Source organism: Mesorhizobium cantuariense, from assembly GCF_042647205.1.
GTDB classification, from domain to species: Bacteria; Pseudomonadota; Alphaproteobacteria; order Rhizobiales; family Rhizobiaceae; genus Mesorhizobium; species Mesorhizobium cantuariense.
Genome location: NZ_JBHRVD010000001.1, coordinates 2,383,606 through 2,406,970 on the forward strand (window position 1 = coordinate 2,383,606; position 23,365 = coordinate 2,406,970).

Sequence of the window (23,365 nt, forward strand, 5' to 3'; positions counted from 1 at the left end):
CCTGCCGGACATCTCCCCCTCAAGGGGGGAGATTGGCCTTCATCTTGGCTTTCGCATAATTTCGGCCTCGCAAGAGATGGCGGGGCCCCCGAACTGCCAATCTCCCCCTTGAGGGGGAGATGGCCGGCAGGCCAGAGGGGGGTGTTCAAGCGCCCACACAACAATGACAAAACAGCGCCTTTATCTCTTCGACACCACATTGCGCGATGGCCAGCAGACGCCGGGCATCGACTTTTCCGTCGAGGACAAGATCGCCATCGCGAAGCTGCTCGATGCTTTCGGCCTCGACTATGTCGAAGGCGGCTATCCCGGCGCCAATCCGACCGACACCGCCTTCTTCCAGGAAAAGCGAACGGCGCGCGCCAAATTCGTCGCCTTCGGCATGACCAAGCGGGCAGGGGTATCGGCGTCCAACGATCCCGGTCTTGCGTCACTCGTGCAATCGAGGTCGGATGCCATCTGTTTCGTCGCCAAGAGCTGGGACTATCACGTCCGTGTCGCGCTCGGCTGCACCAACGAAGAGAACCTCGACGCCATCAAGGCCTCCGTCGAGGCGGCGATTGGTGCCGGCAAGGAGGCATTGGTCGACTGCGAGCATTTCTTCGACGGCTTCAAAGCCAATCCCGACTATGCGCTGGCCTGCGCCAGGACCGCCTATGATGCCGGCGCGCGCTGGGTGGTGCTGTGCGACACCAATGGCGGCACGCAGCCGTCGGAAGTCCGCGCCATCGTCGAAAAGGTTATTTCGTCCGGTATTTCAGGCGATCATCTCGGCATCCATGCCCATGACGACACCGGCCAGGCGGTCGCCAATTCGCTGGCCGCTGTCGAGGCCGGCGTGCGCCAGATCCAGGGCACGCTCAACGGCATCGGCGAGCGCTGCGGCAACGCCAACCTGATCTCGATCGTGCCGACCCTGGCGCTGAAGCCGGCCTTCGCCGATCGTTTCGAGACGGGCATTTCGACTGAAGCGCTGACCGGCATTTCGCGCCTGTCGCGCGCTTTCGATGAACTCTTGAACCGTGCGCCGGAAGCGCAGGCGCCCTATGTCGGCGCTTCCGCCTTCGCCACCAAGGCCGGCATCCATGCCTCTGCACTGGCCAAGGAGCCGGCGACCTATGAGCATGTGCCTCCGGAAACGGTCGGCAACCGCCGCCGCGTCATGGTTTCCGACCAGGGCGGCAAGGCCAATTTCCTCGCCGAACTGAAGCGGCGCGGCATCGACGTGCCGAAGGACGATCATCGGCTCGACGCGCTGATATCAGTGGTCAAGGAGCGCGAGGCCGAGGGCTACGCCTATGAGGGCGCCGATGCCAGCTTCGAACTCCTGGCGCGCAAGATGCTGCACGGCCTGCCGGAATTCTTCAACGTCACCTCGTTCCGCTGCATGGTCGAGCGCCGCTTCGACGCCAACGGCCAGCTGAAGACGGTGTCCGAAGCGATCGTCAAGGTCGTGGTCGACGGCGAGGAGAAGATGTCGGTCGCCGAGGGGCATGGCCCGGTCAACGCACTCGACATCGCGCTGCGCAAGGACCTCGGCAAATTCCAGGGCGAGATCGCCGACATGGAGTTGGCCGACTTCAAGGTGCGTATCCTCAATGGTGGCACTGAGGCGATCACCCGCGTTCTGATCGAATCGCACGATGGCACCGGCGCGCGCTGGTGGACGGTCGGCGTTTCCGAAAACATCATCGACGCCTCGTTCCAGGCGCTGATGGATTCCATCGTCTACAAGCTGATGAAGAACCGCGAAATGGCGGGGCTGGTCGCGGCGGAGTAGGGCGAGAAATAGCGGAGGCTGAGTTCCCGCCCACCCCCCTCTGTCCTGCCGGACATCTCCCCCGCAAGGGGGGAGATTGGCAGCTTCGTTGACGGCGCTTTTTATTAACGTTGAAGATTGGCGAAAGCCGAAGGGATATCCGATCTCCCCCCTTGCGGGGGAGATGTCCGGCAGGACAGAGGGGGGTGTGAAGAAACGAGACGTTTGTTGCTCTGAACCTCTTCAAGCCCCTTGAACCATCAGCGAAAGTCCATTGATCCATCAGAAGTTTGCGATGGTCTTGCCAGGATTGGTGGGCCATAGCATCGCCCATGGCCACTGAAGCAATTATCCCGGATGCCGATTCAAAGGCCCGTCGCGGCTTCCTGCTGGCACTCGGCGCCTATCTGCTATGGGGGCTGCTGCCCTTCTACATGAAGGCGGTCGCTCATCTGCCGCTCGCCGAAGTCATTGCCCATCGCATCGTCTGGTCGGTGCCGATCGCCGCCGCCGTTCTGGTCTGGGCCGGCCGCACGGCGGATTTCAAGGCGGCACTGCGTTCGCCGCGCACCATCGCCATGGCCGCGCTGACGGCGGCGCTGATCTCGGTCAATTGGGGCATCTATGTCTGGGCGATCGCCGTCGACCGCACGGTCGAAACAGCGCTCGGCTATTATATCAACCCGCTGGTCAGCGTCGTCGTCGGCGCGCTGCTGCTTGGCGAGCGGCTCGACCGGCTGCAGATCGCGGCGGTGGTGCTGGCGGCCGTCGCAGTCGCCGTGCTGACCATAGAGGGCGGCAAGCTGCCCTGGGTGTCGCTGGCGTTGGCCTTTTCCTTCGCTGCCTACGGCTTCTTCCGCAAGACGCTGCCGATCGGACCGAGCCAGGGCTTTCTGCTCGAAGTCCTTCTGCTGTCGGTGCCGGCGCTTGGCTACATCGTCTATCTCATCGCAACCGGGCAGGATCACATCGTATCCAGCAGCGGTGCCGATACGGCGCTGCTGATCGGCTGCGGTCCGGTCACATCGGTGCCGTTGTTGCTGTTCGCCTTCGGCGCCAAACTGCTGCGTCTGTCAACCATCGGCATCATGCAATATATCGCGCCGACCATGGTGTTCCTGATCGCCGTTTTGATCTTCGACGAGCCTTTCGGCACCACCCAGGCGGTTGCGTTCGCGCTGATCTGGGCGGCCCTGGCGATCTATTCCTGGTCGATGTTGACGACAGCGCGTAGGGCCGCGCCCACACGGTAAGGGATTTCGGATGTACCTGCTGCATATCGCCAACAAGAATTATTCCTCATGGTCGCTGCGGCCCTGGCTGCTGATGCGCGCGCTGGATATCCCATTCGAGGAGCGGCTGACGCCGTTCCCGCCCGGATCGAGTTGGAGCCTCTACCGGCAGTTCTCGCCCAACGGCCGGGTGCCATGCCTGATCGACGACGGTTGGGCGGTCTGGGACTCGCTCGCGATCACCGAATATCTGGCGGAGCGCCACCATGGCGTGTGGCCTGTCGAGGCCAGGGCGCGCGCCTGGGCGCGCTCGGCCGCCTCCGAAATGCATTCGAGCTTCACCGCACTGCGCGGGGCATGTCCGATGAGTTGCGGCGTTCGGGTGAAGCCGTTCCCAATGTCCGACGCGCTGAAACAGGACCTCTTTCGCCTCGGCGATCTCTGGAATGATGGCCTTGCCCGTTTCGGCGGGCCGTTTCTGGCCGGTGCTCATTTCACCGCCGTCGACGCTTTCTTTGCCCCGGTGGCGTTTCGGGCGCAGTCCTATGGGCTCTCTTTCGAAGGAGCAGCGGGCGCCTATCCGGACCAACTGCTTGCCTTGCCGGCGATGCGCGAATGGTACGCTGCGGGCCTTGCCGAGACCTGGCGCGATCCCGACCACGAAGCGGAAATCGCCGCCGCCGGCACGATCATCGAGGATTTTCGCGCCTCGGCATAAAAGTCGCCAGGCAGCCGCTACATCTGTCCGAGCCGCCTGACAAAGAAATAGGTCGCTCCCGCGATCACCATCGACACCGCCGTCACTACCCAAAAACCCATTGGCGTGTCGACCAGCGGCAGGCCGCCTACATTCATGCCGAACAGGCCGGAGATGATGGTCATCGGCAACAGCACCGCTGTCATCACCGACAGCACGTACAGCAGCCGGTTCGACTGCGTCGTCAGCTTGGCCATCAGCTCGTCCTGCAACAGCCGGGCGCGTGCCTGCAATTGCTCGCCATCATAGTGCAGCGTCTGCGCCCGGTGCGACAGCCGTGCCGCCATGTCGTTGATCGAATCGGGCAGGTCGTTGCGGTGCGAGTGGTCGAGATGGCGAAACAGATTGGTCAGCGTCGCCATCTGCCTGTGGATCACCACCAGATGCCGGCGCGCATCGACGAGGGATTGCCGCTCATTGTGCCATGCGTCGCAGACGATGCGATCCTCGATGCCGTCGAGACTGTCACCGAGTGCCGCAAGTTCCGCCACCATGCCGTCGAACGACTGGCCGACGACAGCCTCGATCAGTTCGGCCGGCGAGCGGAACTTGCGCGATCCGTTCTCGATCGCCTTGCGGATGTTGTCGACCGACTGCAGCGGCTGCTTGCGGGCGCCGACCAGCATCGTGTCGTTGAGAGCGAAGCGGAAATGGCCAAGGCCGCCTGCTTCCGCCGAATAGTCGTGGCGCAGATCCGGCAGGTCGCCAAAGAGCCAGTCATCCTCGAGGTCGATGTGGCAGCCATGGCTGGCGGACAGAAAGGCTTCGCGTACCGGTGCCGGCAACGCTTGATCGGCGCCGATCTCATGGCGAGCGCGCATGTCGGAGAGCTGGTAGCTGCGCCATGTCCAGTGCGCGGCGGCAGCGTCCCTAGTTCTCACGCCTTCGGTGGTAAAGTGGTAGATGAAAAACAACCCGTGCTCGTCGGGCAGGTAAGGCGACAGGTCGGTGCCTTCCGGGGCGAGAGCGATATCCATGGACGCGGTGCCAGATGCAGATTTCGAACATGGCGCCGCATAGCGGCCGCCTGAGCTTGATTTCTAGCACGAGCGAACCCGATTTCGTGTGACGGTTTCTTGACATCCGATCACAGTCTGTCGACCACCCACGTCAATCCGGTGGTGACGCCTTAGCCACCCCCGGATTGTGCCCTGTCAGTGCTTCGGGCCGAAGCCTGGGTAGGGGTTGAGCGGCACGATTGCAGCAATGTCCATCATGCCGGCCTTGACCAGCGGCAAGGTGGCGAGATGGTCGCGAACCTCTGTATCATCGGCTGCCTCGAACATCATGCCGCTGCCCGGGATGTCGCCTCGGTTCCAGACCTGACGCACCGCGCCCTCGGCGTAGAGTGTGCGCCGCTGCTCGGCTTCGCCGGGCAGAAGCGGGGCGAAATCGGCATCGGTAAACTCAGCGGTGTTGCGGGTGAGAAGGGCAAAGAACTGCATGGCGGTCTCCTTTGGTTGGGATGGCCGATTATCGCTCTTGGCTGGTCAGACTGTCCAAGACTGATTAGGCTAAAGTTGAGACCTGGAAGGACTTGGAGCCCCGGAGACAAAATGTTCGACCTGCGCCAGATCAGGTATTTCGTCACCGTTGCCGAAACCGGCAATGTCGGGCGCGCCGCCGAAATGCTGCATATTTCGCAGTCGCCGCTCAGCCGGCAGATCATGCAGCTCGAGGAGCAGCTTGGCGTCGCTCTGTTCGAACGGGCAAAACAGCGGGTCCACCTCAACGCCGAGGGTCGCGCCTTCCTCACCGAGGCCCGCTCGCTACTGTCCAATGCGCGACGACTGGAGGAGTTCGGCCGCAACCTGGCCAGCGGCGCCGTCGGCCGTCTCGCCATCGGCTATGTCGAAGGGGCCGTGCATGCCGGGCTTGTCGCCGGGATGCTGCGCCAGTTCCGCCGCGAGCGGCCGGATTTTCACCTCCAATTGCGAAGCCTGCGTTCGGCGGCGCAGTTGGAAGGGCTACGGCAACGGGCGCTCGATCTGGGCTTTGTCTATTCGCCGCCAGCCGACGACGACCCGGATGTCGCCGCCATGGCGCTGCGGCATGAACCGCTGGTGCTGGCGATCCCCGAAGATGATCCGCTTGTCCAGCTATCAGAGATCGGACCGCATCACCTCGACGGTCGCACCTGGATCACGGTCGTGCGCCAGCCCGACGACACCAATCGCGGGCAGTTCCTTGCGGCATGCGCCAAAGCCGGCTTTCTGCCCGACATTGCCTATGAGACGGCCGACCCGTTGACCTCGCTCGGCCTGGTCAGCGCCGGTCTTGGCCTGGCGACGGTGCAGGCCAGCCTGCGTGCCGCCGCGCCGCCGCGGATCGTGTTTCGCGACCTGCCGTGGTTCGAACGCACGGTTTCCATCTATCTCACCTGGCGGCGTCATGACCGCCGCGCGGTGATCGCCGGCTTGCGGCAAGCTGCTGGGAAAGAGGGTAGGGCAGTAGGGCAGTAGGGCAGTAGGGCGGTCTTATGTAGCAAACGCACCAACTTCCCGCGCGCCCTTTTGGGTGGGTTCCCATAAAATCCGGTGCATGGGAGAGCCTATCGTCATTCACGCATTGGTCGCCAAGCGGGCGGAACTCGCCGGCCAGGTTCTCGACTTGGACCGGCAGAAAGCCGTCCTGAAGGCGCAGCTACAGACCATTGACGAAGCGCTGGCGATCTTCGGCTATGCGCGCTCGCCGGACGACATCAAGCCCAGGCGGGCGGCCAACAGGCTGTTCAAGCGCAACGAACTGGCGAGGCTACTGCGCAGGGACGGTGGCCAAGGCGCGAACCGGGAAATCGCCCTACGCCTGATGGCCGTGAAGGGCTGGAATGCCGCCGACCGCGAACTGGCCGACAAGGTGACGGATAGTGTCAAAGGCGCGAAGAGGTGGCACGGAGGGGCCGAAGCAGACCGCTAATCACGAAACTTGTAGTTCGGCATTGCCCGCTTCATATATTCATCAAACATCGGGACGGTGAATTCGGTGTCCCCGTGAGCGGGAGAATAGATCATTCCCTTCTTTATGAGATTTCCACGCGTTGGGGCAACGCTTGTGGTTTTCACTCCTAAGACCTCAGCGATATCGCCCGACCGGAATGATCCACTTCCAAGCTCTGCAAGAGCGCGCATATACTTCTTCTCGGATGGTGTGCAACGTTCAAATCGAACCTTAAAGAAGCTTTCGTCCAGCGTAGATAAAGCGTTATTGTGCGCAGCGAACACGTCTCTCGCTTTTATGATGTCATTTTCCGCAATATTCCACGCCTCGTACGCCCATTGCTGAAGGAAGTACGGGTAGCTTTTTGTCACCTTTAGGATTTGATTTACGGCACCTATTTCAAAACGCACCCCCTCTGACTTAGCGGGATTGACTATCGCGTTGATTGCATCCCTCTCCGACAAAGCTCCAATTTTAGGGTAGGTAAATAGTCGCTCTGCGTAGGATTTTGAGTTCCCCGCAAGCCCAAGTATCTGCGGCAACCCTGCTCCGATCATGATTATAGGGAGAGCGTTTTGGTTGATCCTGTGTATCGACATGATTAAGGAACTAAATTCCTTCTCGGAGAGGTACTGCATCTCATCGATCAAAATCGCAACAGTCGTCTTTGACGCTGACGCCGCTTCCGCCAAGGCCAACATCAATTCTGGTAGGTCGGCCTCGATATCCCCGCTGTCTGCCGTGCCAGCTTCAGCGTCGATTCCAATCTCGATGTCATTAATAGTCACTTTGAGTCCGCTCATGAAGCTTTTGAGTACCATTAAGCCTCGACGCGCCTTATCTTTGGCATTGGCAATTGCGCTCAGAGCGAAAAGTGTTTGACGTATACCTGGGACAAGCAACTCAGGAAGGGTTTTGCCTTCATGTGCTTCAATATAAATTGTCCTGATTTTATCTGCTTCCGCAAGATGCTTGATGCGGACTAGAAGAACCGTCTTGCCGACCCCTCTCAAACCCACGAGGATCGGGCTTTGTGATGGACGACCGATTGCCACTCGGCGCAGCGCAATTTGCGCGTTCTCAATAACATCTTTCCTTCCAGCCAATTCCGGCGGGGGGCTACCGGCACCGGGCGCGTAGGGATTTCGGACGGGATCCATATTCGCAATTTATCCATTTATAGCAAGAATCCGCTATAACTACCTAAACTCACTCTAAACCACAAGCGCCCTCTGCCAGTATCCTGCCCAAACGCGGCTCACGGAATGATTGAGGGCGCCGCCAAGGATCGCATAAGCGTTGCCACCATTCGAGCGGCGACGGTGGTCTTCAAGCCATGCAGCGTGGTTAGCATACTGGTACAGGTACTTGTGTGACACGTGGTGATGCTGGCCGACGACCATGCGACGCAAGCGGCTGAAATGTTCGTATGCTTGCCGTGGCCGTCGCTGTAGCTTTCCGAATGGTTGATGCGGGTAGAAGCGTAATCGGCTTCTAGCGCGTCCCAATGGCTCGCCTCGTCAGCGAACAGCTTGGAACCGGCCAACATGCGAGCGCGGGCGATTTCGACGCCTTCGGCTTCACTATGGCGGATGAAAGTCAGAGTGCGGCCAGCGCGCTCGCGCAGGGCGATGACAACGCGGCGGCGGTCTGACTGGTGTTCCTTCATGCGACGGTCCTTGCGGTCCTCTACACGGTTCTCAGGGCGCACCACGCCACCGAAGTACGCGCCGTCAATCTCCACCTCGCCTTCCAGCATTTCGTTCTTGGTTTCAGCCGACAGGGCTTCGCGCAGCTTGTGCGACAACACGAAGGCGGTCTTGTACTGCACGTCCAGATCGCGGGAGAACTGGACCGACGACATGCCCTTAGAGCCGTTGACGAACAGGCAGATCGCGGCCAGCAAATCGGTGAACGACAGCTTGCGCGAAGCGAAGATGGAGTCGGACGTGACGGAGAACTGCGCACCGCAAGCGGCGCACTTGAACTTGCGACGGGTCGGAATGTCGTAATGATCCAGGCACCCGCATTTCGGGCAAACAGGCTCGCCTTGGGTCGAAGCCCAGCGAAGGCGCTTGAACGTGTCGTAAGCCTTTTCCTCGCCACCCTTGTAAATCTCCTTGAGGGAGAGGGTGCGGCTTTCGGCGGAAAGGAGGAAGTGCTGTGCCATTGTCATCATATCCGGTGATATTGTTCACCGTATATGCGGACTTGTATCGCCAAATACAAGGGCCTATATCATCGAATGTGATGATATTTTGAGGCTACCCGATGGCACGTAAGGACGACCCGGCAACGGTCGAATATGAGACGAAGGCCAAGAACCTCTTGAAAGCCGAATTGAAGCGGAAGGGAGTTACCTACGGCCAACTCGCCGATAGGTTGTCCATTATCGGCATCCAAGAGACGGAACGGAATCTGAATAACAAAATCAGCCGTGGCGGGTTTACCGCTGCTTTTCTTCTGCAATGTCTGGCGGCAATAGGAACGGCAACGGTTCATCTTTCGGAGACAGATTGATTATACCGCCCCATCGGCTGGGTTTTTGCGGCCTATATAGCCTGCCGTATTTCGATTCACGCTTGACTTGATCATATTCACTAACAAGCGTGTTGTGCGCATCGCGCCATTCTTCCCACGCTTCACGAACTGAGAGTCTGACTCATAATGTTTTTGAAGCGGATCAATGGTTTGCCAGCCTGCGCGTCATGAGCTGAGCGGAGGCCAGCAAGAGCCATGCGGTGGAACTTTCGATCGTGGCCTCGAAGTCCTTGGCCAGGCGTCGGTTTCGTCCGAACCATGCAAAGGTGCGCTCGACGACCCATCGACGTGGAAGCACTTCGAAGCCCTTGGCGGTGTCGGATCGTTTGATGATTTCGAGCGTCCAGTCGCCTTTCCCATGAAGGGCGGTCTCAAGCTTCTCACCGGCGTAAGCGCCGTCGGCGAAGACGTGGCGCAGCCAAGGAAAGCTGGCTCGAATGGAGGCCAGAACGTCGGGAGCGCCGTCGCGGTCCTGGATATCGGCGGTATGGATGACCGCGCCGACGAGCAAACCCAGGGTGTCGGTGAGGATATGGCGCTTGCGGCCTTTGATCTTCTTGCCGGCATCGTAACCGCAAGGCCCGCCGCTCTCCGTGGTTTTCACGCTTTGACTGTCGATCACGCCGGCGCTGGGTGAGGCTTGGCGACCGGTGGCCAGACGCACGCTCATCAGCAGCAGATGATTGATGGTGCTCCAAAGGCCGCAGTCGCGCCAAGCGTAGAAGTAGCGCTGCAGCGTCGACACCGGCGGCAAGTCCCTGGGCAGCATCCGCCATGGCAAGCCACTGCGCAGCACGTAGAACAGTCCATTCATGATCTCGCGCCGCGACCATTTCGGCGGGCGCCCAAGTCGGGACCGGGGCGGAATCACCGGATCAAGAACCGCCCACTCCATATCCGTCAAATCGCTTGAATACCGCAGCCCTTTGCGGGCATGCTTGGCTCGGGTGATATCGGTCCACATGGGATTCTCCGTCGATGCTTCGCAACACCGACTGAATCACAAGCCGCTGATATCACCCAACTTCTTTTCGGGTCAGACACTGACTGATCTTCCAGCAAATTTATCTTTGAAGATTTCGCCAACTCAACCGTTTGGCGACAAAAGTCCTTATAGCCTTTTTCGATCTGATCGACGCAATCCACCAGTTCTTGAAACGGGACATACTCCATGGGACTGCCAGCTAGGCGGGCCGATAGCTCGGAAAACCCGTCGCGAAACTGGGTCCGCTCGTAGGAATAATGATACAATAGACCGCGCGCAGCATAATCTTGTAGGACTGGATTGTCTGTAAGCTTTTCAATAATCGTCCGCTGCAACAATTCCTGCGCATAGCCCGCGGGGATCACCTTTTCGACGGCGAAATTAGTAAGGCTCTCATGCGCGGCGTGATCAAAGAAATAGTTCGGATAAGACCCGTCTTCGTTATATTGGCGTGACGCTGGCTCAATAGTCGGTTGATTGCTAGCCCCTCTCTTTGTTCCTACGGCTGGCGCTGCACGTGGCCACGAAACCCACATCAACCACATTGTCGAGATCAATGCGAAGCCCCACGGCACTCCCCACGGCAGACCGATAATCCAAGAGAGGATTTGATCTAGCCTGGTCATCGCCACGCCAACGTCATCGGGAGCAGTTGACCAGCCAACCAAATCAAGCGCAGTCCGAACGCCAAGGAGCATCCACCCGCCAGCTGCGACGACAAAACTCGCAAGTCGTTTAAAGACGATGCTCCCCATAGGCGGCAGGTAAGCAGGAATCCTTCAGGTTGTGGAGTCGCCACTTCTCCCGCAAGATGAATGCCTGTGCATTCTGGGGGGATTGCAGTGCGATTTTTGCGCGACGCGAATGTTATGCTCACGCTGGCGGCAGCAACCGTCCTGATTTTTATGGTCGGGATTGTATCCGCCATCACCTTAGACCAATACGCCAAGGTACATGAGGCCTATTCCAGATATCAGGAAAAGGCCGAGCAGGATCGCCACAATACCCAGAAGGTAATAGCCGAGTCCTGCTTCGGGATGGATCTGCCTGCCTTCACGAAATGCGTGTCCGACAAGCTTGAAACCTACGACCGACAGCAAGCCACCAATCAAGATCTGCAAGCTCAAAAGGATATGGGCTTTTGGGCTCTTTGCACGTTCCTCGCTTCTTGCGGCAGCTTGATAGTAACCGGCATTGGTATTTTCTACGTCCGCAAATCGCTGCTTGCTTCCCATGAGGCTGTCGAGACCGCCAGACAACAACTGATTGCCGACCAGCGCCCTTGGCTTCTCGTGGTGCCAACCTTCGTTGCGCCAATAACCTTCGATCAAAAAGGCGTAAAAACGGAGATCGCGCTGGACATTAGTAATATCGGCAAAACGCCGGCACAGGGCGTTTATGTTAAGGCCGTATTGGTGAACAGTCTTGGCTCTGGGGCCATTCTCGAAGAAATTTCCAGGGTCCTTGAAATGCGTAACAACCATAAGTTTATAGAAGCTACGCAACTCCCCGGAGAGGAAAAAATCGAACGGCGTTCGTTCAAGATCGATCGGAGTCAACTGAAAGGCGTCGTCCCGGGAGGAGGTCTTCCCGTTATTCCGATCATGGTCCCCGTGTTGATTGTCTGCATCGACTATCAGATACCGTTCACTCACCAGCTCGCACAGACCATGCGCGTCTATACGGTGCTCCTGAAGGGAAACATCGGGCCGGGTGGTGCTCTGCCTGTAGACAGTCAGCCAATCCCGCCCAGTCATCTCGTGTTCGAGAATTTTCCAGTTTCTGGTGGCGTTACAACTTGAACCCAACGCCACTAGGATGATTGCGGCCAACGCCGCCCGCGCCCACACGGCGCGCCGCCTAGCTCACGGTCCCCTCCTGTCGTCGAGGTTTGGTGCTTTTGCTACATAAGACCGCAGTAGGGCAGTAGGGCAGTAGGGCAGTAGGGCAGTAGGGCAGTAGGGCAGTAGGGCAGTAGGGCAGTAGGGCAGTAGGGCAGTAGGGCAGTAGGGCAAGGCACTCCAGGCAATTCACATACTGCCTTACTGCCCTACTCCCTTATTCCCCTATAGCTTGTCGATCACCGACTGCACCCCTTCGGTCGGGGCGTCGACGGAGGATCCAGCGACCATGATGGCGGCGACGATCGCTTCGGGGTCGTCGACGACCAGCGGCTTGACCCGCTGCGCGGTGTGGATGAAGCCCTCGGCGGCCATGTGATCGAGCAATGCCAGCATAGGATCCCAGAATCCTCCGACATTGCCGAAGACAATCGGCTTGCGGTGATGGCCGAGTTGTCCCCAGGTCATGACCTCGACGATCTCCTCGACCGTACCGATGCCGCCCGGCAGCGCCACAAAGGCGTCGGATTTCTCGAACATCTTGTGTTTGCGCTCGTGCATGTTGTCGGTGATCAAGAGTTCATCGAGCCGGTCAAGCGCGGTTTCGGTCGCCTCCTTGTTGATCAGGAAGCGCGGAATGATGCCCGTCACCTTGCCGCCGGCCTTGAGCGCGCCTTCGGCGACGGCGCCCATGATGCCTTTGGTGCCGCCACCATAGACCAGCCGCAGTCCCGCTTTGGCAATCGAGCGCCCGAGCAGGTGTCCGGCCTTGATATAGATTTCATCGCGGCCCGGAGACGAGCCGCAATAGACGCAGACGGATCGAATCGTGTTCATGCCGATGATTGGTGATTGGGTCTGAAAGCGCGGTCAAGCCCCAAGGGTTAACAAACCCGGGCTTTTTCTTGTCGGTATTGGCAAAACAGGCTAGACCGGCGTTAGGTGGCTAAGGGGTAGGGAAATATGGCGATTAATCCATTGAAGGCGTTCCTGTTCGTGGCGGGTGGGACCGTTGCGGCCGCGGGAACCGCCTATGTATCGGGCGCACTTGACCCGTATCTCAATCCCACGCCGCCGGCGGAAGTGGCGGCGCTGACGCCGCCCGCTGCGCCGAAACCGGCTGATCCCGGCACGGAAGCGCGGCTGCCTCCAGCGGAGGTCCCGGCCGCTCCCGCCGCGGTGCCCCAGGCAACAGCCCCGGCCGCACCGGCAACGGATGCGGCGACTCCGGCAGCGCCGGCAGCGCCGGCTGCGGCCGGTCCGATCGCACCGTCCTTCGATGTCGTGCGCGTCGAGAGCAATGGCTCTATCGTCATTGCCGGCAATGCGGCACCCAACGCGAAGGTCGAGATCCTCAACGGCACGACTGTGCTTGGCTCGACGGTCGCTGGTCCCGATGGCGCCTTTGTCATCATTCTCGACGACCCGCTGAAGCCTGGCGACTATACAATTGCGCTGCGCGCGACCACCGGTGATGTCGTAACGCCTTCGGTGCAGACCGCTGTCGTCTCGGTTCCCAAGGATGCGACCGGCCAGGTGCTGGCCATGGTCGAGGAGCCGGGCAAGCCGGCTGAATTGCTCACCGTTCCCGCGCCCGAGACAAAGCCGGCCGCACCGGCTGCCGGCGACCAGGCTGCCGCTCCGGCTGCTCCTGCGGCCACAGCTCCGGCACCAGCCGCACCGGCGGCACCGGCCGTCGTCGAAGCAGCACCGGCACCGGCGGCACCGGCAACGCCGCCCGCCGCGCCCATGGCCGAACCCAAGATCGTCGTCGAGGCGGTCGAGATCGACGGCAACAAGATCTTCGTCGCCGGCCTCGCCGATGCCGGCCGCAAGGTGCGCGCCTACGCCAACGACATCCTGCTCGGGGACGCGCAGACGTCGCCGGACGGCCACTTCCTCGTCGAGGCGACGCGCGACATTCCGGTCGGCAGCTACACCATCCATGTCGACGGTCTCGATGCCGACGGCGTGAAAGTGGTGGCCCGCGCCGCCGTGCCGTTCGAACGCGAGCCGGGCGAAGCGATCGCCGCCGTGGCGCCTGCCGAGCCCAAGCCCGCCGAAGCAAAACCGGCCGAACCGAAGCCGGCCGCACCTGCTGCCGCCGAAGCGCCCCCGGCTGCCGAGGCGCCGGCCGTTGCCGCGGCACCGGCCGAGACGGCACCGCCCACGACGACTGCTCCCGCCACCGAGGGTCCGGCCGTTGCAGCGGCAACGCCGCCAGGCGATGTGCCCGAGACGGTGGCGCCCAAACTCGAGCATGCCGACGGCGCCGTCATCATCCGCCGCAACGACACGCTGTGGCGGATCTCGCGGCGCGTCTACGGCCATGGCGTGCGCTTCTCGACCATCTACCTCGCCAACCAGGACCAGATCAGCGATCCCGATCGCATCTGGCCGGGGCAGGTGTTCAAGGTCCCGGAAAGGTCGAAGGAAGGCGAGGCAGCCGACCTCAAGGCGATGGGCGAGCAGGCGACGACGGCGCCAGCCAAGGCGAAGTAGGGTTTGAGCGCCGATCTCCCCCCTCGAGGGGGAGATGGCCGGCAGGCCAGAGGGGGTCGTCGCGCGTGAAGCGCCGACCTTCTCTTTTCTCCAATCGACGTCGCGTCAGGACGTACCGACCCCCTCTGTCACCTTTGGTGACATCTCCCCCTCAAGGGGGGAGATTAGGTCGCTCTACCCATCGGGGTAGCTTGCCCCGTGCACGCTCATCGTCTATCGCCGATGAACGATGACAGAATCCCTCATGGAAACAAACGCACCCGGCTGCAGCCCGGACAGCCGCGCCGTTGCCGCCAGGCTTGCCGCGCTTTCGCATCCGGCACGGATCGAAATCCTGAAACACCTGTCGGCCAGCAACTCCTGTTGCTGCCGCGAAGTCGTCGATCGTTTCGATCTGGCGCAGTCCACCGTGTCACAACACCTGAAGATACTGGTCGAAGCCGGGCTGGTCCGATTCGAGCCTGATCGCCAGCGCTCGCGCTACGCGATCGACCACGCCGCGCTCGCCGACGTCTCGGCGTCGCTGACCGCGCTCGTCGATTCCTGCTGCTCCGGCCGCTGAAAGATAAAAAGAAGGGCACAAAAATGGCCGAAAAAACCGTCTCCGACTCCTCGACCTTCAAGACGCTGCTCAACCTGTGGCCCTACATGTGGCCGGCGGACCGCGCCGATCTCAGGGCCCGGGTCACGTGGGCGACGCTGTTGCTGGTCGTCGCCAAGCTGACGCTGGTCGCCGGTCCCTATTTCTTCAAATGGGCGACCGACGCGCTGGCCGGTGACGCCAAATCGGTGCCGCCTCTGCCGACCTTTCTGCTGGCCCCCGTGATGCTGGTCGTCGCCTACAATGTCGTGCGGCTGGTGCAGCTTGGCTTCAATCAGCTGCGCGATGCGCTGTTTGCCCGCGTCGGTCAGTACGCGGTACGCCAGCTCGCTTTCCGCACTTTCGTTCACATGCACCAACTGTCGCTGCGCTTTCACTTGGAGCGCCGCACCGGCGGCCTGTCTCGCATCATCGAGCGCGGCACCAAGGGCATCGAGACGATCGTGCGCTTCATCATGCTCAACACGGCGCCGACCATTCTCGAATTCGCGCTGACAACCGGCATCTTCGCCTACACCTATGGCTGGAAGTACGTGGTCGTCGTCGCGGTCACCGTCTGGGTCTATGTCTGGTTCACGGTGCGGGCGAGCGACTGGCGCATCTCGATCCGCCGCGACATGAACGACAGCGACACCGACGCCAACACCAAGGCGATCGACTCGCTGCTCAATTACGAAACGGTCAAATATTTCAACAATGAAGGCATGGAGGCCGAGCGCTTCGACCGCTCGATGGCGCGCTACGAGGTCGCCGCGACCCGGATCTGGACCTCGCTCGGCTGGCTGAATTTCGGCCAGGGCATCATCTTCGGTCTCGGCACCGTCATCGTCATGTGCATGTCGGCGCTAGAAGTGCAGGCCGGCACGCAGACGGTCGGCGATTTCGTCTTCATCAACGCCATGCTGATGCAGCTGTCGGTGCCGCTCAATTTCATCGGCTTCATCTACCGCGAAATCCGCCAGGGGCTGACCGATATCGAGCAGATGTTCGATCTGCTGGATGTTCCACAGGAGATCGTCGACAAGCCGGATGCCAAGCCGCTCGCGGTCAGCGCCGGCAAGGACGAGTTCCGCGACGTGCATTTTTCCTATGACCCGAACCGCAAGATCCTGAAAGGCATCAGCTTCGAGGTGCCGGCCGGCAAGACCGTCGCCATTGTCGGGCCCTCGGGCGCCGGCAAGTCGACCATCTCGCGGCTTCTGTTCCGCTTTTACGACGTGCAGGGCGGCCAGGTGCTGATCGACGGCCAGGATATCAGGGACGTGACGCAGGAGAGCCTGCGCGGGGCAATCGGCATGGTGCCGCAGGACACAGTGCTGTTCAACGACACCATCGCCTACAACATCCGCTACGGCCGCATCGGCGCCAGCGAGGAGGATATGCAGAAGGCTGCCGAACTCGCCCAGATCGGCCCCTTCATCGAGCGGTTGCCCGACGGCTACAAGTCGATGGTCGGCGAGCGCGGGCTGAAGCTTTCGGGCGGCGAAAAGCAGCGCGTGGCGATCGCCCGCACCATCTTGAAGGCGCCGCCGATCCTGATGCTCGACGAAGCGACTTCGGCGCTCGACAGCCATACCGAGCAGGAGATCCAGGCGGCACTCGATCTGGTCAGCCGCGGCCGCACCACCATCGTCATCGCCCACCGCCTGTCGACGGTGATTACGGCCGATGAGATCATCGTGCTGCAGGACGGCCAGATCGCCGAGCGCGGCACCCATGCCGAGTTGATGCGCAAGCATGGCCTCTACGCCTCGATGTGGGACCGCCAGCGCGAGGCGACCGAAGCCGAGGAACGGCTGCGCATCGCCCGCGAGGGCGACGAGCTCGGCGTCGTCGTTCGCCGGCGGACCTCGGAGGTGTCATAGGCGATGGAGTGCCAATCTCCCCCACGAGGGGGGAGATTGGCAACGTCGCCATCCGAGCCCTTCTACAAATCAATCGAAGTTCCGCTTGACCTCAACTTAAGTTGAGATTGTAGGCCGTTCCTGGAGCCCACAACACCATGCAGGAACGGAACAATTGAAATGAACGACATAAATCAGAATGTTAACGGTGGTAGCGTGTTCAGGGTGGACAAATTCGTGGTCCCGGCCGCCGCTCGCGAGGAGATACTTACCAAGGTCCGGACAACGCATGAATTGCTACGCCTGCAACAAGGCTTCGTGCAGGATTTCCTGCTCGAGCAATTCTCGGGGCCGGGCGAATTCAACCTTGTGACGATCGTCGAATGGGAAAGCCAGGCGGCCGTCGACAACGTCGTGCCGATCGTCAAGGCCGCGCACGAGCGCATCGCCTTCAACCCGCAGGAGACGATAGCCCGGCTCGGCGTGCGCGCCGACATCGCCAATTATCAGCGGGTCCCCGGGTAAAGGCTGCTACGGCCAGCCGACGCCAGGTGCCGGCGCTTCCACGCTGAACACCTGGCCGGTGTGGGCGTCGCTGACCATGTGCTCGAACCCACGCCATTCGGCGGCGAGGATGAAGCGTTTTCCTGTCGGTGCCGCCCAGCATGCAGGCAAAGCAGCCGCGATCGACAGTGACCGTCTGCAACACCTCACCGCCTTCGCGCACCCGCACGCAGTGCTTGTTGGGCACATCCGCGTACCAGACCGCCCCCTCGGCATCGAGGCAAATGCCGTCGGGATAGCCGTCGAGATCGGCCCAGACCCGTCGGTTGGCAAGGCTGCCGTCGGCGGCGATGTCGAAGACCGTCAGCCGGTTGGCATGGGATTCCGCGACGATCAGCGTCTTGTTGTCGGGACTCACCGCCATGCCATTGGCAAAGGCTATGTCCTCGGCCACTTGCCGGATCGCACTGTCCGGCGTGACCAGCACGATGGTGCCGGGGCCGAAATGCTCGCCCGGCGCCGGCGCCGGGCCGCCGCCATTGACATAGATGTTGCCGCGCCCGTCGACGACGATCTCGTTCCAAGGGCTTTTCGAGAGGCTGCGCAGATCGGTGTGGGTGACGAGCCGCCCATCGGCTTCCTGCCTTAGCAACAAGCCTTCGCGGCCCGAGACGACAAGCAACCGGCCATCCGGCAGCCAGTCGATGGAGTAGGGCAGGACAGCCGGCACCGTGAGCACGATCTCCTTGTTGCCGTCGGCATCGACGGCGACGATCTCGCCCGTGCCCCAGTTGCAGAGCCACAGGCGTCCGTCATGCCAGCGCGGCGATTCCCCGAAGGCGAGACCTTCCGTGACGACGCGAGCTTTGTTGCCTGATGATGTCTGCATGATCGGGCACCTCCGCGTTGCGCGCTTCATCTGCCCCTGGCGGCGTATCGAAGCGCTGTCTCACCAAGGACGGGCGAGGGGGAGGTTTCCCGACAGCAGCTTTATTGCCTTTCGCTCAGGAAGAACGTTCCATCGGCATGGCCGTTGGCGCCGCATGATGGCGGTTCCGAACGGCCGTCCTTGCCGGTGCCGCTTTGTTCGACAACGAGCGCATCACCATTGCGGCGAAAGGTGAAGACAAATCCGGTCGGCTTGTCGTTATCGTCGGTATCGACCAACCGCAATTCCTTGCCGATCTTGACTGTGCCACCGATCTCGCACGAGCCGCTGCCCGAGACGGGGTTGGCAACCTCTTCTGAAACCTCGAGCCTGCCGGCGCCTGCGGCCTTGATCTCGACCGAGCCGCGGCTGCTGCTCCAGGTGCCGACGAAACCGCTGTCAGCCGGCTTGCGGATGCTGGCGAGGAAGGTGGCGCGGTCGCGCAGGAACTCACCGAGATCGAAAGTCTGCTGGTCCTTGGGCGTGTTCTCGTTGAAGCCGGCGATCTGGTCGCGATATCCAATGAAATCGCCTTGGTCGTCCCGCAATGCCTTGCCGGCACGGGGATCGAGCCTCTTCAGCAATGCATCATAGGTCTTCGCCACATCGGCATCGGCTTGCGCCAGGGCAGGATCGGCGCAGATGGCCTTTTCCGCCACGCTGGCGGCCTTGGCGCAGTCGAAGGACGGCTTGGCTTGCGCGAATGCGCTGCCGTTCGAGGCCAGTAATGCGACCAGAGCGATACCCGAGACTGCCCATCGTCTGGCGTTGAGGTTCGCCTTGCTCGGGTTCCGGATCATGGACAATCGGCCTTTTCCCCGCTTTGAACCGGAGGTGCCCCGAATTCTGGCGAGAATGATGCCGACAGGCAAGCACATCGCCACTCTTGCCAGTGCGGTCAATGTGGCCCTGCCGATTGTTGCGTTGCGGCGAGGGGGGCTTTCGGCTATTGAGGCCGGACTTGAAACGGAGCCCGTTTACAGCAGATGAGCCTTGTCGATACGGTCAAGAACGCGTTCGTACCGATCCATCGCGAAGGCTATCCCTTCATTGCGGCCTTTGGCGCGGCAACGCTTTTCCTTGGCTATTTCTCTTCGATCCTGTTCTGGATCGGCCTTATCCTGACCGCCTGGTGCGTCTATTTCTTCCGTGATCCCGAGCGCGTCACGCCGGTCGACGACCGCCTGGTGGTCAGCCCTGCCGACGGCATCATCTCGGCGGTCGGACCCGCCGTGCCGCCGCGCGAACTTGGCCTCGGCAATGTCGAGATGACGCGTATCTCGGTGTTCATGAACGTCTTTTCCTGCCATATGAACCGCGCCCCGGTGCGCGGCCGTATTGCGAAAATCGAACATCGGCCGGGGAAATTCCTCAATGCCGAACTCGACAAGGCAAGCACCGAGAACGAGCGCAACGGCCTGGTCATCGACAGCCCCAACGGCACGGTCGCCGCTGTCCAGATCGCCGGCCTGGTGGCGCGGCGCATCGTCTGCTGGGCCGAGGCCGGCGGCTCGATCGCCATCGGCGAGCGTTTCGGCCTGATCCGCTTCGGTTCGCGTGTCGATGTCTTCCTGCCGCTGACCGCCACGCCGCGTGTCGCCGTTGGCCAGACGGCGGTCGGCGGCGAAACCGTGCTGGCCGAATTCGGCGGTGTCGCCGGCACCCCCCTCGTGCGGATTTCCTGACCGGTGGGCACGCAATACAAAAAATTCGAGGCTCATGCCAGCGGCGGTCCGCGTATCCGCGAGATCCCTATGCGCATGGTGCTGCCCAACCTCGTGACCGTGCTTGCCATCTGCGCCGGCCTGTCCGGCATCCGCTTCGGCTTCGAAGGCCGTTTCGAGCCGGCGGTGGTGATGGTGCTGCTCGCGGCTTTCCTCGACGGCATTGACGGCCGCCTGGCACGGATGCTGAAGGCGACCTCCAAATTCGGCGCTCAGATGGATTCGCTGGCCGACATCGTCAATTTCGGCGTGGCCCCGGCTTTGGTTCTCTATGCCTTCCTGCTCGACCGTGCCGGCTCGCCGGGCTGGATCGCAGCACTCCTGTTTGCGATCGCCTGTGGGCTGCGCCTCGCCCGTTTCAACGTGCTCGACGACGAGAAGGGCGATCGCCCCATATGGCAGTCCGAATATTTCGTCGGCGTGCCGGCTCCGGCGGGCGCCGTGCTGGTGATGCTGCCGCTCTATCTCTATTTCCTGCGCACAGGGCTGGAGCCCAGTCGTCCAGCGGCCTTCGTCGCCACCGGCTTCACCATCCTGGTCGCCTTCCTGCTGGTCAGCCGGCTGCCGGTCTATTCCGGCAAGAGTCTGAGAATCCCGGGCGACAGGGTGTTGCCGATCATCCTTGGTGTCGTGCTCTACGTGCTCCTGCTGATGACCTATCCCTGGTACACGCTGACCGCTTCGGTCGCCGGCTACCTGATCTTCCTGCCATTCAGCGTGCGCGCCTACTCCAAGCGCGCCAAGCGCGAGGGTGAGAAGGTGCCGCCCTCCGATATAGGGTAGGGGGTTATCTCCCCCCTTGAGGGGGAGATGTCGCCAAAGGCGACAGAGGGGGTCGGTACGACCAGGCTCGACCTCCTTACATATGGAGGCTGGCACTTCACGCGCGGGACCCCCTCTGGCCGCTTCGCGGCCATCTCCCCCTCAAGGAGGGAGATTACGCTATGCCGCGACGCCGAGCCCCAGCCTGTCGATCGCCAGTTTCCTCGTCGAAACGTAGTCGGTCTTGCCGGAACCCAGCACCGGGATTTCCTCGACCTTGACGATGTCGTTCGGCACCATCAGTTCGGCGGCACCCGCTTGTTTGCCGAACTTGCGCAGCTCGTCGGGATTGGCATCGTCGGCGGTGGTGACCAGCACGATGCGCTCGCCGCGTCTCTTGTCCGGCACCGCCACCGCGGCGTGGCGCTCTTCCGGCCACAGCGACTGCACCAGCATCTCGACCGCCCCCAGCGACACCATCTCGCCGGCGATCTTGGCGAAGCGCTTGGCGCGGCCGCGAATGGTGATGAAGCCCTCGCGGTCGACGGCGACGATGTCGCCGGTATCGTGCCAGCCGGTCAGCGGCTGCAACTCACCGGGGCGGTCTGATGTCATGTAGCCCATCATCAGGTTCGGTCCGTCGAGCCACAGTTGGCCGGCGTCGGAGATGCCCTCGACCGGCTCCAGCTTCATGCGCATGGCCGGCAGCAGCCGGCCGACCGTGCCATCGCGGCCATGGATTGCCGTATTGACGGCAACCACCGGTGCCGCCTCGGTCAGCCCGAAACCTTCGATGATCTCGGCCTGGAAGCGCTCGCGATAGACGCGGCGGGTTTCCGGCTTTACCGCCTCGGCGCCGGCGACGACGAAGCGCAGGCTGGAAAAATCGCCGTCCTTGGCGGTGCGCGCATAGTTGGCGAGGAACGTGTCGGTGCCGAACATGACGGTCGGTTTCACCTTGCGCGCGACTTCGGGGATGAGCTTGTAGTGTAGCGGCGAGGGGTAGAGGAACAGTTTTACCCCGGTAACCAGCGGCAGGATGGTGCCACCCGTCAGGCCGAAGGAATGGAACACCGGCAGCACGTTGAGCAGGATGTCGGCGGGCGAGATGGTGATGCGCGCCTCGGCCTGCATGGCATTGGCAAGCAGGTTCTTGTGCGACAGAACGACCGCCTTCGGCGTGCCTTCCGAGCCGGAGGTGAACAGGATCACCGCGGGCTTGGCCGCATCCTGCCGCTGCAGCGGCCAGCGCCACAGCAAGGCGGCGGCAAGCTTGTCCAGCGCGGTGACGCTCTCCCGCACATCCTCCAGCCACAGCAGCTTGGCGCCGCCCTTTTCGACCGCCGCGACGATATCGGCGAGATCGGCCTTCTCGACGAACGCGCGGGAGGAAATCACGGTCCTTATCACCGCCGTGCGCACGGCCGCGGTGACGCTCGCCGGCCCGGCCGTGTAGTTGATCATCGCCGCCACCCGGCCGGCCGACAGAAGGCCAGTGAGCGACAGCACGACGCCATTGGCGTTGGGCAGCATCACACCGACCGCTTCGCCCGGCGCCGTGACGGCCTCGAAGCGCCTGCCCAGGACGCGGGCGCCGATGAACATCTTGCGGTAGCTCAACGCACCCGAGATGACGTCCTCGATGATCGTGTGCGAAGCGCCGACGCGGTCAGCGGCATCGCGCATGGCCAGGAACAGGCCACGATCGAGGTCGGTGCCGAAAAGCCGGGCCTCGGCGACACGGTCGAACAGCGCATTGGTGTTCGAGGCCTGGTCGGGGTTGCGCGCCACCAGTTCGGCGATGGTCATCGGCTCCAGCACGCTGATCGACAACTGCGGAAACCAGTGCCGTGGTGCCTTGTCCGCCGGCGCCAACGACACCGGCAGGCTGCGCGCGCCGCCGACGAAGATCGGCACGATGCTGGCGTCGGCCTGCATGGCGATGCGGGTGACGGCGCGAAACAGCCGGAACGTCTTGACGTCAGGCTCGACCGCATCCGGCAGATAGACGGCGAGCCGGCCCTTGCCCTTCAGCACGCGCACCAGCCGGCGGCTGACGAAGACATGTTCGGCATTGAACGCGATGGTGCGGCCAAGCTCTCGCCACGGTTCGAGCCATGGCGACCGCGCCGAGACCTCGTCGAGAATATGCAGTGTGTCGTCCGGCAGGAGCGACAGCATCAGCGCCGGCTCGAAGCGCGATTGATGCGAGACGACGTAGATGACCGGAGCCTGCGCCTTGCGGGCGATCCTGATACGGTTGTCGGCGATCCGGTAGGCGAGCTTGAACGGCACATAGAGCAGCGCCTGTGTGAAGCGCAGGCCGAGGCGGAATTTTTCCACCACGCCGATCAGCAGCCAGGCCAGAACAAGACCCGCAAGCAGCGCCAGTGTCAGGATCATGCCGCGTCTCTCCCAACGTTCTTAGCATATCGGCTCTTGCGGCCG

Annotated in this window: 22 protein-coding genes and 2 pseudogenes; 14 read left to right on the top strand and 10 right to left on the bottom strand. The window is 61.9% G+C overall.

The features are described from left to right. Positions 1 to 163: 163 nt before the first annotated feature. The 3 genes from cimA (at position 164) to ACFOJ9_RS11025 (ending at position 3,709) form a co-directional block, all read left to right on the top strand. Positions 164 to 1,780 carry a citramalate synthase gene (gene cimA, locus ACFOJ9_RS11015; protein ID WP_378978899.1) on the top strand — a complete coding sequence of 539 codons (1,617 nt, stop codon included), beginning with the start codon at positions 164 to 166 and terminating at the stop codon, positions 1,778 to 1,780. Positions 1,781 to 2,091: 311 nt separating this feature from the next. Next, positions 2,092 to 3,012 carry an EamA family transporter RarD gene (rarD, locus tag ACFOJ9_RS11020; RefSeq protein WP_378978900.1) on the top strand — a complete coding sequence of 307 codons (921 nt, stop codon included), beginning with the start codon at positions 2,092 to 2,094 and terminating at the stop codon, positions 3,010 to 3,012. Positions 3,013 to 3,022: 10 nt separating this feature from the next. Beyond that, positions 3,023 to 3,709, top strand: coding sequence for a glutathione S-transferase family protein (locus ACFOJ9_RS11025; RefSeq protein ID WP_378978901.1), 687 nt, complete (start codon positions 3,023 to 3,025; stop codon positions 3,707 to 3,709). 17 nt (positions 3,710 to 3,726) lie between these two features. On the opposite strand, the gene ACFOJ9_RS11030 is transcribed toward ACFOJ9_RS11025, so the two are convergent. Both ACFOJ9_RS11030 and ACFOJ9_RS11035 read right to left on the bottom strand, forming a co-directional pair. Further along, positions 3,727 to 4,725, bottom strand: coding sequence for a transporter (locus ACFOJ9_RS11030; RefSeq protein WP_378978902.1), 999 nt, complete (start codon positions 4,723 to 4,725; stop codon positions 3,727 to 3,729). A 177-nt stretch (positions 4,726 to 4,902) separates the two neighbouring features. Next, the gene (locus ACFOJ9_RS11035; RefSeq protein ID WP_378978903.1) at positions 4,903 to 5,193 is read right to left on the bottom strand and encodes a muconolactone Delta-isomerase family protein; all 291 of its coding nucleotides are present in this window, start codon (positions 5,191 to 5,193) and stop codon (positions 4,903 to 4,905) included. Between the two features lie 111 nt (positions 5,194 to 5,304). On the opposite strand from ACFOJ9_RS11035, the gene ACFOJ9_RS11040 reads away from it, so the two are divergent. Further along, positions 5,305 to 6,210, top strand: a complete 906-nt coding sequence (locus tag ACFOJ9_RS11040) for a LysR substrate-binding domain-containing protein (RefSeq protein WP_378978904.1) — start codon at positions 5,305 to 5,307, stop codon at positions 6,208 to 6,210. A gap of 79 nt (positions 6,211 to 6,289) precedes the next feature. After that, complete coding sequence (locus ACFOJ9_RS11045; protein WP_378978905.1) at positions 6,290 to 6,664, top strand: hypothetical protein; 375 nt, start codon at positions 6,290 to 6,292, stop codon at positions 6,662 to 6,664. Here ACFOJ9_RS11045 and ACFOJ9_RS11050 read toward each other — a convergent pair. Further along, positions 6,661 to 7,845, bottom strand: coding sequence for an AAA family ATPase (locus ACFOJ9_RS11050; RefSeq protein ID WP_378978906.1), 1,185 nt, complete (start codon positions 7,843 to 7,845; stop codon positions 6,661 to 6,663). The two genes, ACFOJ9_RS11045 and ACFOJ9_RS11050, sit on opposite strands and share 4 nt — an antisense overlap. A gap of 54 nt (positions 7,846 to 7,899) precedes the next feature. Then, a pseudogene (locus tag ACFOJ9_RS11055) lies at positions 7,900 to 8,855 on the bottom strand (IS1595 family transposase). A 101-nt stretch (positions 8,856 to 8,956) separates the two neighbouring features. Here ACFOJ9_RS11055 and ACFOJ9_RS11060 point away from each other — a divergent pair. Next, positions 8,957 to 9,205, top strand: coding sequence for a DUF6471 domain-containing protein (locus tag ACFOJ9_RS11060; RefSeq protein ID WP_378978907.1), 249 nt, complete (start codon positions 8,957 to 8,959; stop codon positions 9,203 to 9,205). A gap of 163 nt (positions 9,206 to 9,368) precedes the next feature. On the opposite strand, the gene ACFOJ9_RS11065 is transcribed toward ACFOJ9_RS11060, so the two are convergent. Both ACFOJ9_RS11065 and ACFOJ9_RS11070 read right to left on the bottom strand, forming a co-directional pair. Next, positions 9,369 to 10,190 (bottom strand): IS5 family transposase, encoded by an 822-nt coding sequence (locus ACFOJ9_RS11065; RefSeq protein ID WP_378976343.1) that lies wholly within the window; start codon positions 10,188 to 10,190, stop codon positions 9,369 to 9,371. Continuing rightward, positions 10,127 to 10,909: a hypothetical protein gene (locus ACFOJ9_RS11070; RefSeq protein ID WP_378978908.1), complete on the bottom strand. Its 783-nt coding sequence runs from the start codon at positions 10,907 to 10,909 to the stop codon at positions 10,127 to 10,129. The genes ACFOJ9_RS11065 and ACFOJ9_RS11070 overlap by 64 nt, the downstream gene beginning before the upstream one ends. Before the next feature lie 171 nt (positions 10,910 to 11,080). Between ACFOJ9_RS11070 and ACFOJ9_RS11075 the strand changes: the two genes are divergently transcribed. Then, positions 11,081 to 12,013 (top strand): hypothetical protein, encoded by a 933-nt coding sequence (locus ACFOJ9_RS11075; protein WP_378978909.1) that lies wholly within the window; start codon positions 11,081 to 11,083, stop codon positions 12,011 to 12,013. A gap of 264 nt (positions 12,014 to 12,277) precedes the next feature. Here the strand turns inward: ACFOJ9_RS11075 and ACFOJ9_RS11080 are convergent, their stop codons facing one another. Then, entirely contained in the window at positions 12,278 to 12,889 is a 612-nt protein-coding gene (locus ACFOJ9_RS11080; protein ID WP_378978910.1) for an LOG family protein, read from the bottom strand. Positions 12,890 to 13,015: 126 nt separating this feature from the next. Between ACFOJ9_RS11080 and ACFOJ9_RS11085 the strand changes: the two genes are divergently transcribed. The 4 genes from ACFOJ9_RS11085 to ACFOJ9_RS11100 all read left to right on the top strand — a co-directional run bounded on the left by ACFOJ9_RS11085 (position 13,016) and on the right by ACFOJ9_RS11100 (position 17,524). Then, a complete protein-coding gene (locus tag ACFOJ9_RS11085; protein ID WP_378978911.1) occupies positions 13,016 to 14,554 on the top strand; it encodes a LysM peptidoglycan-binding domain-containing protein in 1,539 nt (512 codons plus the stop codon). Between the two features lie 229 nt (positions 14,555 to 14,783). Further along, positions 14,784 to 15,116 carry an ArsR/SmtB family transcription factor gene (locus ACFOJ9_RS11090; RefSeq protein WP_378978912.1) on the top strand — a complete coding sequence of 111 codons (333 nt, stop codon included), beginning with the start codon at positions 14,784 to 14,786 and terminating at the stop codon, positions 15,114 to 15,116. A 23-nt stretch (positions 15,117 to 15,139) separates the two neighbouring features. Beyond that, positions 15,140 to 17,020, top strand: a complete 1,881-nt coding sequence (locus ACFOJ9_RS11095) for an ABCB family ABC transporter ATP-binding protein/permease (protein WP_378978913.1) — start codon at positions 15,140 to 15,142, stop codon at positions 17,018 to 17,020. 159 nt (positions 17,021 to 17,179) lie between these two features. Next, entirely contained in the window at positions 17,180 to 17,524 is a 345-nt protein-coding gene (locus ACFOJ9_RS11100; protein ID WP_378978914.1) for an antibiotic biosynthesis monooxygenase, read from the top strand. A 6-nt stretch (positions 17,525 to 17,530) separates the two neighbouring features. On the opposite strand, the pseudogene ACFOJ9_RS11105 reads toward ACFOJ9_RS11100, so the two are convergent. Continuing rightward, positions 17,531 to 18,392, bottom strand: a pseudogene (locus ACFOJ9_RS11105) (SMP-30/gluconolactonase/LRE family protein). A gap of 101 nt (positions 18,393 to 18,493) precedes the next feature. Then, positions 18,494 to 19,090 carry a lysozyme inhibitor LprI family protein gene (locus ACFOJ9_RS11110; protein ID WP_378978915.1) on the bottom strand — a complete coding sequence of 199 codons (597 nt, stop codon included), beginning with the start codon at positions 19,088 to 19,090 and terminating at the stop codon, positions 18,494 to 18,496. Between ACFOJ9_RS11110 and ACFOJ9_RS11115 the strand changes: the two genes are divergently transcribed. From ACFOJ9_RS11115 to ACFOJ9_RS11125, 3 genes are read left to right on the top strand one after another with little or no spacing between them, the layout of a single operon-like run. Then, positions 19,074 to 19,421, top strand: coding sequence for a hypothetical protein (locus ACFOJ9_RS11115; protein WP_378978916.1), 348 nt, complete (start codon positions 19,074 to 19,076; stop codon positions 19,419 to 19,421). The two genes, ACFOJ9_RS11110 and ACFOJ9_RS11115, sit on opposite strands and share 17 nt — an antisense overlap. Continuing rightward, the gene (locus ACFOJ9_RS11120) at positions 19,418 to 20,116 is read left to right on the top strand and encodes a phosphatidylserine decarboxylase (RefSeq protein ID WP_378978917.1); all 699 of its coding nucleotides are present in this window, start codon (positions 19,418 to 19,420) and stop codon (positions 20,114 to 20,116) included. The genes ACFOJ9_RS11115 and ACFOJ9_RS11120 overlap by 4 nt, the downstream gene beginning before the upstream one ends. Positions 20,117 to 20,119: 3 nt before the next feature. Then, positions 20,120 to 20,938 carry a CDP-alcohol phosphatidyltransferase family protein gene (locus tag ACFOJ9_RS11125; protein WP_127268236.1) on the top strand — a complete coding sequence of 273 codons (819 nt, stop codon included), beginning with the start codon at positions 20,120 to 20,122 and terminating at the stop codon, positions 20,936 to 20,938. A gap of 159 nt (positions 20,939 to 21,097) precedes the next feature. Here the strand turns inward: ACFOJ9_RS11125 and ACFOJ9_RS11130 are convergent, their stop codons facing one another. After that, entirely contained in the window at positions 21,098 to 23,320 is a 2,223-nt protein-coding gene (locus tag ACFOJ9_RS11130) for an AMP-binding protein (protein WP_378978918.1), read from the bottom strand. Positions 23,321 to 23,365 lie beyond the last annotated feature (45 nt).

Excerpts from the sequence above, each read along its gene's own strand:
- ACFOJ9_RS11050 (WP_378978906.1), bottom strand. The coding sequence starts at position 7,845 with ATGGATCCCGTCCGAAATCCCTACGCGCCCGGTGCCGGTAGCCCCCCG.
- ACFOJ9_RS11040 (WP_378978904.1), top strand. The coding sequence starts at position 5,305 with ATGTTCGACCTGCGCCAGATCAGGTATTTCGTCACCGTTGCCGAAACC.
- rarD (WP_378978900.1), top strand. The coding sequence starts at position 2,092 with ATGGCCACTGAAGCAATTATCCCGGATGCCGATTCAAAGGCCCGTCGC.
- ACFOJ9_RS11045 (WP_378978905.1), top strand. The coding sequence starts at position 6,290 with ATGGGAGAGCCTATCGTCATTCACGCATTGGTCGCCAAGCGGGCGGAA.
- ACFOJ9_RS11030 (WP_378978902.1), bottom strand. The coding sequence starts at position 4,725 with ATGGATATCGCTCTCGCCCCGGAAGGCACCGACCTGTCGCCTTACCTG.
- ACFOJ9_RS11100 (WP_378978914.1), top strand. The coding sequence starts at position 17,180 with ATGAACGACATAAATCAGAATGTTAACGGTGGTAGCGTGTTCAGGGTG.
- ACFOJ9_RS11080 (WP_378978910.1), bottom strand. The coding sequence starts at position 12,889 with ATGAACACGATTCGATCCGTCTGCGTCTATTGCGGCTCGTCTCCGGGC.
- ACFOJ9_RS11035 (WP_378978903.1), bottom strand. The coding sequence starts at position 5,193 with ATGCAGTTCTTTGCCCTTCTCACCCGCAACACCGCTGAGTTTACCGAT.
- ACFOJ9_RS11075 (WP_378978909.1), top strand. The coding sequence starts at position 11,081 with ATGCTCACGCTGGCGGCAGCAACCGTCCTGATTTTTATGGTCGGGATT.
- ACFOJ9_RS11025 (WP_378978901.1), top strand. The coding sequence starts at position 3,023 with ATGTACCTGCTGCATATCGCCAACAAGAATTATTCCTCATGGTCGCTG.
- ACFOJ9_RS11115 (WP_378978916.1), top strand. The coding sequence starts at position 19,074 with ATGGCCTTTTCCGCCACGCTGGCGGCCTTGGCGCAGTCGAAGGACGGC.
- ACFOJ9_RS11120 (WP_378978917.1), top strand. The coding sequence starts at position 19,418 with ATGAGCCTTGTCGATACGGTCAAGAACGCGTTCGTACCGATCCATCGC.
- ACFOJ9_RS11060 (WP_378978907.1), top strand. The coding sequence starts at position 8,957 with ATGGCACGTAAGGACGACCCGGCAACGGTCGAATATGAGACGAAGGCC.
- cimA (WP_378978899.1), top strand. The coding sequence starts at position 164 with ATGACAAAACAGCGCCTTTATCTCTTCGACACCACATTGCGCGATGGC.
- ACFOJ9_RS11070 (WP_378978908.1), bottom strand. The coding sequence starts at position 10,909 with ATGCTCCTTGGCGTTCGGACTGCGCTTGATTTGGTTGGCTGGTCAACT.
- ACFOJ9_RS11090 (WP_378978912.1), top strand. The coding sequence starts at position 14,784 with ATGACAGAATCCCTCATGGAAACAAACGCACCCGGCTGCAGCCCGGAC.
- ACFOJ9_RS11095 (WP_378978913.1), top strand. The coding sequence starts at position 15,140 with ATGGCCGAAAAAACCGTCTCCGACTCCTCGACCTTCAAGACGCTGCTC.
- ACFOJ9_RS11065 (WP_378976343.1), bottom strand. The coding sequence starts at position 10,190 with ATGTGGACCGATATCACCCGAGCCAAGCATGCCCGCAAAGGGCTGCGG.
- ACFOJ9_RS11130 (WP_378978918.1), bottom strand. The coding sequence starts at position 23,320 with ATGATCCTGACACTGGCGCTGCTTGCGGGTCTTGTTCTGGCCTGGCTG.
- ACFOJ9_RS11085 (WP_378978911.1), top strand. The coding sequence starts at position 13,016 with ATGGCGATTAATCCATTGAAGGCGTTCCTGTTCGTGGCGGGTGGGACC.